This window comes from Flagellimonas hadalis (assembly GCF_007785775.2).
Taxonomy (GTDB): Bacteria; Bacteroidota; Bacteroidia; order Flavobacteriales; family Flavobacteriaceae; genus Flagellimonas; species Flagellimonas hadalis.
Window position 1 is genome coordinate 894,037 of sequence record NZ_VNIK02000001.1, and the last position, 12,895, is coordinate 906,931.

The window sequence follows — 12,895 nt, forward strand, 5'->3', positions numbered from 1 at the left end:
ATTGTATCGAAGGATATATAAACAAGTACGATCCTGTCTTCCCAAAGGGCGGTATCTACTAAAAGCCTACTTTATGCGCCACTCAATTCCATTTCTGTCCATGATAGCGGGTGTGCTTTTGCATGTCGCTATTTTCGTGTTGCCCTTTATTTCCAATGCACAGTTCGATAAAAAAGATAACATTTCAGGTGCCATTTCGCTCCGCTCCCAGGCATCCATTCTTTTGACCGGGAAGAAAGACCTCGCATTCGATGCTATCAGAAGCAATACCGATCTGCCCTTTGTCCCTCTTTCCAGTTTGGAGGAAAACATGGGTTTTTCCCATGAAAGTTATTGGATCAGGTTCACTTTGGAAAACCCCGACCGGACAGCTTCTGAGTATTATCTGGAGACAGCAAGGCCCATTACCGACATTGTAGATCTTTATTTGGTGGACGAAGATGGCGATGTTCAGCGACAGCATAGTGGAGATAAGATTCCGTTTTCAAAAAAGACCGTGGCACACCGAAAGTCCATTTTTGACATTAGTTTGGAACCCTTTCAAAAAATGGAGGTCTATATCCACTTGAAAAGTGATGGTGAAGTAGTGATGACCCCGCTGCAATTGTATCCAAAGAATACGTTTTTTGAGCTGACCTATCAGGAACAGGTTTTTTACGGCTTCTTTTATGGGATATTGATACTGGCCTGCATCATCTACCTTTTTTTCTTTTTTGCACTGAAGGACAGTGCCTTTATATATTATGGCCTTTATGTACTCTTCATAGCCCTGATGCAGTTTTCGCTTGATGGATTTTTCCATCAATACTTTACCCCACAAGGTGGTTGGCTTTCCGATAGGGCGGTATTGCTCACCGCCTTTGTCTCACTTTTCTTCTTTGGAAAATATGGGGATACCTTTTTGAACTTGAAAAAGCATAGCCGATTATTGCACCTATCGGGCAAAGCTTTGGGCATTGGGACACTTGCGGGAATCGCCATCCTCTGTGTGTCTCCGGCCTTACCCGCTTTTTGTTATCCACTTGCCAATGGCGTGGGCATCTTGGTCTTGGTCCACATGATTGCTTCACTAGTGATGGTCAAGATGAAAAAGGTGAAAGTGGATCCCTACTTTGTCATCGGTATTTCTTTTTTGGTGCTTGGTTTTGTCATTTTCATCCTCAACAACTTCAATACCATAGAAAACTCTTTCTTCACCAACAATGGGGCAAAGTTTGGTATTGGACTGGAAATCATTTTCCTGTCCATCTCCATGAGCAATAGGATTCGGGACCTTCGCATGGAGAATGAAAGGAACCAGCTATTGGCCCTTCAACGTGCGGAGGACATGAACGACATCAAATCGTCGTTTCTTTCAAACATCAGCCACGAACTGAGAACACCCCTAAACCTAATCATGGGCATGGCAACATCGCTGCAACAAAACAAGAAAGAGACCGATCTGGAAGAAAAATGCAAACTCATTTTGAGTTCTTCCAAGAACCTTTTGGGATATATTGAGGACATCCTGGACTTTACCGTGATTGAGAAGGGTACCCAAGAACTGAAGCTGGTCTCTTTTGAACTTCCATCAACCTTATCAAAAGTCATGGAGGCACATCAGAAAAAGGCGGAGGCAAAGAACTTGGAGTTCGACTTCTCCTTCCAAGGATCCTTGCCGTCGAGAATCATTGGGGACAAGGGAAAACTGGTCCAGATATTGAACCATCTTCTTGACAATGCCATCAAATTCACCAATACCGGAAGCATAACCGTGGCCCTAAACTGCAAATACAAGGGCAAGAGCGGGGTGGTCTTGGATTTTTCCATTGAGGACACCGGCATTGGGATTTCCAAGGAAAAGATGAGCACTGTGTTTGAATCGTTTACCAAAAAATCCTTTATGGACAAGAGGGAGTTCAGTGGTCTTGGTCTTGGTCTGTATATTGTTAAAAATTATGTGCACCTACATGGGGGGACAATCAACATCACAAACAATGCACAACAGGGCACCACTTGCGAGCTGAGCCTAGGCTATGAAATGGACGACACAGAACTGGTGCTGGACCAAAATAAAGAGATGGCCGCAACGGATAGTTTGGGCACACGGGACATTCTACTTGTAGAAGACAACAAAATGAACCAAACCGTGGTGAAACTATTGTTCAAAAAATGGGAAGACATCAACCTCACCATTGCAAATCATGGGAAGGAAGCCTTGGAAATCATGAAAGAGCAAGCTTTTGACCTTGTGCTAATGGACCTGCAAATGCCCGAAATGGATGGTTTTGAAACAACCTCCAGGATCCGAAGTGGAAAGGCCAGCTGTGATCCCCAAATCCCCATTCTTGTGGTTACGGCTGACAGTACCAGCAAGACACGAAAGGAGATATTCAGATTGGGGGCCAATGACCTGATCACCAAACCAATCAACGGAGCATTGTTGTTTTCCAAAATGAAAAAGAACATCCCCAAAAAACCATATGTAGCCTAAGGTCCTATGAAATTTGCTGGATACCACTATGCAAACAAGAGCCTTCACTACAGTGAGAATGCAGCAATGAACATCTTCACACTTGACCAAGCCGAACGGATGCAATATGTGCTGAAAAACCATACCGGGAGGATGAGCCTACTGACGGGTCCGGCCCTTTGACGACCGCCTTTATGCAGGGCCGTGCCTATCTGATCATGGAAATGAACTCGTCCTTGACACCTTCGCCGATGACCACGGAGTTATAAGTGCAATTTTTCATGGCGACGGGGTCAAAACTGTACATCTTTATTTTGGAGGGCTTGAACTCCTTGCATTGCAAGTGGGTGAACATGTTGAGTGCCGCTTTGGAAGTAGAGTATGCGGTAAGACTGTATCCTGAATAACAAAAAGATTCATCCTTCATCTTGCTGATGTCTCCCAACGAACTGGTAATGTTGATGATACGGGGATCATCACTTTTCTTTAGCAAGGGCTTGAGTGCTTGAATGACGCGTATGACAGAAAAGAAATTGATTTCGTAAACTTCTTTGATATCGTCTATGTTGATCTGGTCTATTTTGTGCCCAAAACCATTCACGATTTCCGCGTTGTTGATCAACAGGTCCAACTTCCCATAAGATTCACAAATGGTCTTTTCGAATGCTGCAAGGCTATCCGGGGACGTAAAATCAACTTCAAGGAGTTTAAAATCCCTTGGCCTTTCATCTTGGGCAATGAGCTTAGCATAACTCTCCTTGCAAGCAGCGATCACAACCTCATAATGGTTGTCTTTTAGGATACTTGCAAATTTCTTGCTCAATCCATTACCTGCTTCCGTGACAACAGCAACATTCTTCTCATTCATTACAATCCATTTAAAACATTTTACAAATTTAGCATATGGTCTTTCATGGTTAAAAACATAGTGTTCAAAATAATTTGGTCGGTCCGGTCATTCCATCACTGCATTACATCCTCCTAAACTGATTGGGGGTGAGCCCACTTAAATTCTTGAAGAACCTCGTAAAATGTGTCGGTTCTTGAAAATTCAATCTGTAGGCAATCTCCGCAATGTCCAATCCCGAGTATTTCAGGAGGCTCTTGCTTTCTATCAAAAGTCGTTCCTGAATAATATCCTTGGCACTTTTGCCTGTCAATTTTTTTATGGTCGTTGTCAAATAGTTGGGGGTAATGTTCAGCTCTTCCGCATAGTCTCCCACATTTTTGGTGTCCACATACATTTTATCCACCAATGCCTCAAACTGGTTTGCAATGACCTGTGCCCTGGACAGATGGTTCTCGGTGGTCTTGTGCCGCTCATGGATGGCCTTGCAAAAAAAGAGCAACGAGCCCAGCATGCCTTCCAGCATCCTTTCTTGGTAGGGATGCGGGTTCTTGAACACGGAGTGCATGCGTTCCAAATCCAGGTTCAATGATTCATGTTCCTCTTCGGTGAGCATCATGACACTGTTTTCCGTCATTTTCAGAAAGGGGAAATCATGGGTCAAATCCGGGAACGAATTCATCAAAAACTCCTTTCGGAACATCACAAAAAAACCAGAGATGTTCTTGTCCCTAAACCACGAAACGACCTGCCCCGGAACAACGAACCAAAGTGGAAGTCCATCAAAATCCAACAAATGTGTATTGAGGTTGAACTTACTTTCCCCTGTATAATTGAGCAATCCGATCTGATAAAACCCTTGTCGATAAGGGGGCATACAACTTCTGATGGAGGGTCCCATATCCTCTACCTGAAAAACATCAAAGTTTGGAATATGACTTTTATGAGCAAAGCCGATCGCCTCATGATGATCATGTGGGTTTTCAAAAACAGGAATATCTGCCTTGCTCAAATTTTTCTCCATATCATATAGATGGACCATGTATTAGTCCATATCAAATTGACAATCTTACACTTTTCAGTCTTGCTTGGCCCCTATGAGGTCCATGGCCTCCATTTTATCGTCCAATTCTTCCTCGGAAACGATTTCCCATCCCCCGCCCAAGGCCTTATAAATGGCGACCAAGGATCTTGCAGAGGATATTTCACTCAAAGCCAAGGTGTTTTCTGCCTGCAACAAGGCATTGTCAGCACTAAGGTAATCAATGAAATTATCCAGTCCGGCATTAAAACGTTGCTGGGCAAAGGTGGCCGCCTCGGCACTGGCCTTGGACGATGTTCTCAGGATTTCCCTTCTTTTGAGCTCTTGCGTGAAATTGCTCAACGAGGTCTTGATTTCCTCCAATCCTTCCAAAACTGTTTTTTCATATTGGTTGAGCGCTGCCAAAGTTAGCGCATCGTCCCGTTTGATCTGCTGTCTTACCCTTCCCAGATCAAAGGCGGCCCAACTTATATTGGGGAAAATACTCCATGTAAACGATTCCTTGCTCCCAAAGTTCGAAAAATCTATGGCCGAAAAACCAATGGACCCTCCAAATGCAATCTTTGGGTACAGGTTGGCCACGGAAATATTGTACTGGGCTATCCGTTGCTGTAATAGGGCTTCCGCACGCCTTACGTCCGGTCTGCGACGCAACATTTCGTCAATATCGCCGAGAGCCACGGAGGCTGGCAAACTGGGCAAAGGCTGCTTGTTCACCACCGAAGCATCCAAATTTCCGGGAACGCTGCCCACTAGGACGCTCAGGCTATTCTTCAGGGCTTCTATCCTTGCCTCTATCGGGGGTATGCTCGCCCGCGTCATTTCCAACTGTGCCAATGCCCGCGATACGTCCAAACTATTACTGGTACCGGCCTCGGATAATTTGACCGTCAGATTATAGGTCTCTTGCTGCCCTTCCAGATTCCGTTTGGCGATGTCCAATAAATATTGGTTGCCCCTCAGCTCGAGATAGTTGTTCGCCACTTCGGCAAAAATACTGATGTACACCCCGTGCATATCGGCCAAGGCCTGTTGTCTGTTGGCATAGGCCCCTTTGATCCTGTTGGACACCCTTCCAAATACATCCACTTCCCAGAAAGCATCAAAACTTGCATTGTAGGTACTGTAGGTGGGGTTGACTCCCGACACAAAAACATTTTCCCCCAATCGCGTTCGTGTATAACCGCCATTTGCGGTGATGCTTGGCAAGCGGTCCCACTTGGTTTCCTTGAGCATGGCCCTGGCTGCCTGAAAATTGGCGACCGCTGAGTTGATATCCAAATTGTGTGCCCTCGCCCTATTGATCAGACTGTCCAATACGGGATCGTTGAACTCCGACCACCATTCCGTTGCAATGGCAGTACTTTCAAATGTTGCATCTTCCAATTCGGTCTTGAGAAAATCCTTCCGTACCGAAATGATATCCCCTGTGTCGTGCGTCCTTTTCTGTATCCCACACGAGCTGATCAACAGGGCCAGGACCATCATTACATATATATTTTTCATCATCTTACTTTTAAGCGTTCAGTGCATTGGGCACCTGTTCTATTTCTCTTTCATTGCTACGGGTCGTCCATTTCCTTCCCAAATAGTAGAATACCGGGGTAAGGAAGACACCGAACAAGGTCACTCCGAGCATTCCACTGAACACGGCAATTCCCAAAGAAACCCTTAGTTCAGCGCCTGCACCTGTGGCCAAGGCCAAGGGTACAACGCCTAGAATAAAGGCCATTGCGGTCATCAAAATGGGTCGCAACCTCAGTTTGGATGCTTCTATTACCGCTGTTTTCAATTCGGTTCCCTGCTCTTCCAATTGTTTTGCAAATTCCACGATCAAAATGGCATTCTTGCTGGCCAGACCCACGAGCACCACCAACCCTATCTGCACCATGATGTTATTGTCCAATCCGGCAAGGTCTATTCCCAAGATGGCGAACAACAGTACCATGGGCACAATAAAGATCACGGCAAGCGGCAGGACCAAACTTTCAAATTGTGCCGCGAGCAACAGAAAGACAAAGACCACGGCCAAAAGGAATGCTATCCCGGCCGTATTTCCGGCCTTTTTCTCCTGATAGGCGATTTCTGTCCACTGGAAGGAAATGCCCGGGGGCAGTATCTCTTCGGCCAACTGTTCCATACGTTCCAATGCCTGTCCGGAACTGTACCCCGGTGAAAAATCACCGTTCAAAGAGGCGGATGGGTACAAATTGAACCTAGGTATCCGCGAGGCACCGGCAATGTTCTCCTGCTTGGCAATGGTCCCCAAGGGCACCATGTCCCCGGCATTGTTGCGTACCCTGATCTTGGATATGTCCTCCGGGGTCAATCGGTTTGGGGCATCGGCCTGGGCGGTCACCTGAAATGTCCGTCCCAGATAATTGAACTCATTGACAAACGCAGAACCCATATAAATTTCAAGGGACTGGAATATTTCCTCAACATTGACCCCTAATTTTTCTGCCTTCACCCGGTCTACGTCCAAGTACAATTGAGGTGTTTGGTTGTTGAAGAAGGTAAAGACGTTGCTCAACACGGGATCTTGGTTGGCAGCCATGGCAAGTGCATTTGTGGCTTCCAATAGCTTATCCGTACCCAAGTTTGCCCGGTCCTGCACCATCATCTTGAATCCTCCCGCATTACCAATACCACTTACGGATGGGGGTGGTATCACAAACACAATGGCATCATCGATTTGGGACAATTTTCCACGCATGGTCGCCAACAGTTCCTCATACCCAATTCCCCTGTCGTTCCTTTCCTCAAAATCATCAAGGGTCTGGAACACTGCTGCTGAATGGGACGCATTGGTAAACGATGCAGGATCGAAGCCTGTAAAGGAAACAGCGGTATCAATACCATCGATTTCCAAGGAAATATCCAATACATCCTGCACCACTTCATCCGTTCGTGATAGGGATGACCCAGGGGGCAATTGGATCAAGGTGATGAAATATTGCTGGTCCATGGCAGGAATGAACCCTTTGGGCACCCTGCCAAACTCCAATCCGGTGAGCAAGATGAGTCCAAAATAGACCACCAATACCATTACCGATGTCCTTACCAATCGCTGGACCCCTCTTCCATATCGTTCCGAAAGGTTTTCCATGAACTGGTTGAACTTGTTCCCTATATAAGCAAAAGGTTTGAGCAAGGGAATGGTCTTCCTTCCCTCCTCCTTTTCTTCGTGGCGCATCAACAAAGCAGCCATGGCGGGACTCAAGGTCAATGACACAAAGACTGAAATTGCCGTGGCCACCGCAATGGTCACCCCAAATTGTTTATAGAATTGACCGGATATGCCTTCAAGAAAAGCCGTTGGAATAAAAACGGCGATCAGCACCAGACCTATGGCCACCAATGCGCCACCAACTTCATCCATGGTCTTGAAAGCTGCCTCTTTGGGCGAATAGCCTTTCTTTAGATACCGTTCCATGTTTTCCACCACCACAATGGCGTCATCGACCACAATACCAATGGCCAGCACCAGACCGAACAGGGTCAAGGTGTTCAGGGAAAACCCAATGGCCTGCATCACGGCAAAGGTTCCTACCAGGGAAACAGGGATGGCCAAAATTGGGATGATCGCCGCACGCCATGATTGCAGGAACAGCAGAATGACCAATACGACCAGGATGATGGCCTCAAATATGGTGCGATAGACCTCATCCACCGATTTTTGGATAAACTCGGTCGGGTTATAGGCAATCTCATACTTCAGGTCCTCCGGGAAATTCTTTGAAAGCTCTTTCATTCTGTCCTGGATCTCTGCAGCAGTTTCCAAGGCATTCCCTCCCGGTTGCTGGAAAATGGGCATGGCAATGGCGGGATTTTTTCCCAAGTAACCGCGGGTGGCATAATTTTGGGCACCCAGTTCCGCTCTTCCCACATCCTTTAACCGAACGATACGGCCATTGTCCTGGGATTTGATGATCACGTTTTCGAACTGTTCCGTTGTCACCAATTTGCCCTGGGTCTGAATGTTCACCTCAAAGGCAGTTTGGCTCCCCGAAGGCAATGCATTGAGCGTACCACCGGCAATCTGGACGTTTTGGGCGCGTAAGGCGGCCACTACCTCTGCCGCTGTCATATCGAGGCTGGCGATCTTATCGGGATCCAGCCAGATCCGCATGGCATATTCCGCGGCCCCAAAAATCTGAATGTCCCCGATTCCCTTGATCCTGGCCAACTCATCCTTCAATTGTAGTACGGCATAGTTGCCCATATAGATTTGATCGTACGTATTGTTGGGGGAATACATATTGACCACCATCAACATATCAGGGGACACTTTTTTGGTCGTGATCCCCAATCTTCTCACGGATTCTGGCAAACGGGGCTCCGCTATGGCCACCCTGTTCTGTACCTGTACCTGTGCCTTGTCCAAATCTGTACCCAACTCAAAGGTCACCTGTAGAATGACACGTCCGTCTGCAGATGATTGTGAGGTCATATAGATCATGTCCTCCACCCCATTGATTTCCTTTTCCAACGGAGCCGCAACGGTTTCCGAGAGTGTCTTCGCGTTCGCGCCCGGGTACATGGCCACCACCTCTATGGTAGGGGGCGCCACATCGGGAAACTGCGATGTGGGCAAGGACATGTATGCCAATCCTCCAACGATCAGTATGAGCACACTCAATACTGCTGCAAAAATTGGTCTTTTTATAAAAATGTGACTAAACTTCATAATTCTAGATCATTTGAGATTGGGCAATAGGATTCCCTTGCTCCCTTATGTCCAAACCCATTGTGACCTGGCGAAAAGGAGCTCCCTATCAAAAGGGGCAATCTGTTTTTTTAGTTTTTACTACGTATGTCGATTTGGTCAGTGGGCTGATGCCAAATCTGCTTTCTGGGGACTGATGGTCGATTCCCGAGGATTCACCACCATGCCTGGCCCAATTTTTTGGAGGTTGTTGGTAATGATCTTGTCGCCGGGAGAGAGTCCTTCCCTAACAATCCGCAACCCATTGGAATGCAGCGGTCCCAAAACCACGTTCTTGCTCGTCACTTGGTTGTTTTCTCCCAAAACGTAGACAAAGCGCAGTGATTGATTGGTGCCGATGACCTCATCTGGAACCATAATGGCCTCATGCTCGTCACTACCACTGATCCTTGCCTTCCCAAACATACCGGGTTCCAACAAGTGATCTTCATTTCGTAGGACGGCACGGCTTTCAATGGTGCCCGTTTGGCTATCGATCTCATTGTCCACAAAATCCAGTGTGGCCTCGTGCAAAAATTCGTCCTCATCCAAAAGTTTGATCTGTACCGGTAAACCTTCAGATCGTGCAGAACCCCGTTTTCCATCTTTGGCCAAGCGCACATATTTCAAATAATCGGATTCACTCCCGGTGAAATAAAAATGTATGGGGCTTGTGGCCACTATGGTGGTCAACAAGGTTGAATTGGCGCTGCCGCCATCCACCAAGTTCCCTTCGTTCACCTTGTCCCTGCTCACCAAACCGGAGATGGGGGCTTTCACTTGGGTAAACTCCAAATTCAGTTCGGCATTTTCAACGGTTGCCCGGGCCAACTGCACACTTGCTTCTGCATGGACCAGGGCCTGTTTGCGGCGATCGTATTCTTCCGTGGAAACAGCACCCGTTTCTCTCAAGGATTCCACTCTTTGGAAATTGTCCCGTGCTGTTTTGAGGGATGCAAGCGCTTGTCCATGGTTCGCTTTGGCCTCGTCCAAGGCAATTTTGAAAGGTCTTTGGTCAATGGTAAAAAGAATCTGGCCTTTATTTACGTGCTGTCCATCCTCAAAATTCACTTTTTCCAAAAAACCACTGACGCGGGCACGGACCTCTACCCTGCTACTGGCTTCAAATCTACCTGTATATTCATCCCATTCCGTGATGTTCTCGTGGACTGGGAGTGCCACTTCTACCGGGAGGGCCGCCATTTCGGCTTGGGGAGCTTCATTTCCACTGTCCGCTGTGGTGAAGGCATAGATGAATATGGTTATCGCCAAGAGCATCAGACCAATGGTCAGGTTTTTCTTCGTGTTGAAATTTAATTGCATCATGATCTTATACTTTGATTTTAATTTACATGACAAAATTATAGGGGAAGGGAGCCATGGGGATAACCATAATGGTTTCAGAAATGACCAAAATCTTAACTACTGGGCAAAAAGGCGCTTTTATGGTCTTTTTTTATGAAAAATCTATAAAAATACCAAGTGGCCCATCATGCAGTTTGTCCAATTTTCGAAAACAAGGAACAATAATACACTGAATAACTGTATATTAGTATTGAGCCCTACACATAGGGCCGACCAGCAAAAAGGTTTCGTTCCCCAAACAATACTTGAAAAGACTGGACTATGGAGTTAAAACTTATGCGCATCCCTCGGATTCTCCATTCACGGGCCAACTTCGTAAGATTCACCCATTTTGGAAAAACCTTATCATACCAGCAACAAACAAATATGAAAAACTTATTTCCCGCCCTCCTTGCTTTTTGTTTGGTTGCATCTTGTGGCGACAAAGGTTCCAAGAAAGAGGAACAACAAGATGAAAATCCAAAAAGGCCCAATATAGTCTTCATCATAAGTGATGACCATGCCTATCAAGCGATCAGTGCCTATGGCGGCAGGTTGGCCCAAGTGGCCCCCACCCCCAACATTGACAGAATTGCAGAAGATGGCATGTTGTTCGAGAACTGTTTGGTGACCAATTCTATCTGCGGCCCTTCACGTGCCGCCATACTTACCGGCAAGTATAGCCACCTCAATGGATTCATCGACAACACCATTGGTTCCAAATTTGATTTTGATCAGCAGACCTTTGGTGAATTGCTACAACAGGCGGGCTACAAAACCGGCGTTTTGGGCAAGCTCCATTTGGGGGACACACCTTCAAAAGGATTTGATTATGTGGACATTCTACCTGGACAAGGCTCCTATTACAACCCGACTTTCATCAACAAGGAAGGACAATATGAACTGGAGGGATATACAACGGAAATCATTACGGAAAAAGCCATACAATGGATGGATTCCGTTAAATCCGAAGAACAACCATTCATGTTGTTCCTTGGCCACAAATCACCACATAGACCATGGCAACCCGGCCCCAACGAACTGGGCCTGTACGAAAATGTTGAGATTCCGGAGCCTGAAACCTTATTTGATGATTATTCCGGGAACCGTGACATTGCCGGCATGAACTATATGTCGATTTCCGAGGCCATGAAAATTGAACAGGATCTTAAAATAACTGATGGTCCCCAAGCTGGTTTTACCAAGGAACAACAACAAAAATGGGACTCCATTTATCGTCCAATAAACGAAAAATTCAAAAAGGAGAACCCAAAAGGGGACGACCTTATCCGATTCAAATATCAACGTTATATGAAGGATTATCTGGCAAGTGTTGCCGGGGTGGACAAGGGTGTGGGCAAGGTATTGGACTACTTGGTGAAAGTTGGGCTGGACAAGAACACCATAGTCATTTACACTTCTGATCAGGGGTTCTATTTGGGGGAACACGGTTGGTTTGACAAACGTTGGATGTACAAGGAATCACTGAAAACCCCATTATTGGTGAAATGGCCAGAAAAGGTGGCTCCTGGAACCATCAACAAAGACCTTGTTTCCAATCTGGACTTTGCCGAGACCTTTCTGGATATCGCACAAACCGAAATTCCCAGGGATATGCAAGGAAAAAGTCTAGTGCCCATTTTGAAGGGAAAAACGCCCAAGGATTGGAGAAATGCGCATTATTACCATTATTACGAACATCCTTCCGAACACGATGTAAGACGACATTACGGCATTACCACAGATCGTTATAAGTTGATCCATTTCTACTATGACTTGGATGTATGGGAACTGTATGACCTTAAGAAAGACCCCAACGAAATGAACAACATTTATGGAGACCCTGCATATGCCGATATTCAAGAAAAGCTTCACAAAGATTTGGATGGATTGAGGCTAACATATGGGGACAATGACTCCTTGAGCCAAAAATTCATTGATGAATACCATGAAAAGGTCAAAGAAAATCCTTTGATTGAATATTGGAAACTTTCCCCTGATGAAATGAAAAGGTTATATCAAGAATATTTAAAAACACAGAACTAGTGTATCGGTCTTTACCTCTACATTTTTGGCTTTGCAATCTGATTGGGGAGCAGTGAAGGGGCAACTTTTGGGCAAAGTACATGGCATTGATATGGAAAATTCCATGTAGGATGAAATATTCATAAATACAATGGCCCTTTGTTGATTCAAAGGGCCATTGTATAGGATAACACAAAAAGGTTGGCCATTAAAGGCTTTCTATTTCCCTTTTTAATTCATCCTTTGCCTTACCGGTCTTTTCTTGTAGTTTGCCCAACATCTCCTCAAACTTGCCTTCGGAGTATGCAAGGTCGTTATCCGTAAGCTCACCATATTTTTGTTTGAACTTACCTTTCACCTGTTTCCATTTTCCTTCCAATCGATCGTTGTTCATAACTTTTGCTTTTAAATGTTTATACCCCTAAGATAAAATCCTTCACCGAGCTCCATTGACCTAAAAAATTTAAATCTTGACCC

The 12,895-nt window shown here is 45.8% G+C and carries 9 protein-coding genes; 3 read left to right on the top strand and 6 right to left on the bottom strand.

The features are described 5' to 3' along the window. Positions 1-73 precede the first annotated feature (73 nt). On the top strand, positions 74-2,473 hold the full coding sequence (locus FOT42_RS03960) for a hybrid sensor histidine kinase/response regulator (protein ID WP_151889253.1): 2,400 nt from the start codon (positions 74-76) through the stop codon (positions 2,471-2,473). Positions 2,474-2,479: 6 nt separating this feature from the next. Continuing rightward, positions 2,480-2,635, top strand: coding sequence for a hypothetical protein (locus tag FOT42_RS18010; protein ID WP_192938311.1), 156 nt, complete (start codon positions 2,480-2,482; stop codon positions 2,633-2,635). Positions 2,636-2,660: 25 nt separating this feature from the next. Here the strand turns inward: FOT42_RS18010 and FOT42_RS03965 are convergent, their stop codons facing one another. The 5 genes from FOT42_RS03965 to FOT42_RS03985 all read right to left on the bottom strand — a co-directional run bounded on the left by FOT42_RS03965 (position 2,661) and on the right by FOT42_RS03985 (position 10,375). Continuing rightward, positions 2,661-3,320, bottom strand: coding sequence for an SDR family NAD(P)-dependent oxidoreductase (locus FOT42_RS03965; protein ID WP_151889254.1), 660 nt, complete (start codon positions 3,318-3,320; stop codon positions 2,661-2,663). Between the two features lie 103 nt (positions 3,321-3,423). Continuing rightward, on the bottom strand, positions 3,424-4,323 hold the full coding sequence (locus FOT42_RS03970; protein ID WP_226789794.1) for a helix-turn-helix domain-containing protein: 900 nt from the start codon (positions 4,321-4,323) through the stop codon (positions 3,424-3,426). 54 nt (positions 4,324-4,377) lie between these two features. Further along, positions 4,378-5,847, bottom strand: a complete 1,470-nt coding sequence (locus FOT42_RS03975; RefSeq protein WP_151889255.1) for an efflux transporter outer membrane subunit — start codon at positions 5,845-5,847, stop codon at positions 4,378-4,380. Positions 5,848-5,857: 10 nt separating this feature from the next. Next, positions 5,858-9,031, bottom strand: coding sequence for an efflux RND transporter permease subunit (locus tag FOT42_RS03980; RefSeq protein WP_151889256.1), 3,174 nt, complete (start codon positions 9,029-9,031; stop codon positions 5,858-5,860). Between the two features lie 138 nt (positions 9,032-9,169). Continuing rightward, the gene (locus FOT42_RS03985) at positions 9,170-10,375 is read right to left on the bottom strand and encodes an efflux RND transporter periplasmic adaptor subunit (protein WP_151889257.1); all 1,206 of its coding nucleotides are present in this window, start codon (positions 10,373-10,375) and stop codon (positions 9,170-9,172) included. Positions 10,376-10,780: 405 nt separating this feature from the next. Here FOT42_RS03985 and FOT42_RS03990 point away from each other — a divergent pair, with 405 nt between their 5' ends. Next, a complete protein-coding gene (locus tag FOT42_RS03990; protein WP_151889258.1) occupies positions 10,781-12,439 on the top strand; it encodes a sulfatase family protein in 1,659 nt (552 codons plus the stop codon). A gap of 187 nt (positions 12,440-12,626) precedes the next feature. Here FOT42_RS03990 and FOT42_RS03995 read toward each other — a convergent pair whose 3' ends face one another. Continuing rightward, positions 12,627-12,812: a CsbD family protein gene (locus tag FOT42_RS03995; protein ID WP_151889259.1), complete on the bottom strand. Its 186-nt coding sequence runs from the start codon at positions 12,810-12,812 to the stop codon at positions 12,627-12,629. Positions 12,813-12,895 lie beyond the last annotated feature (83 nt).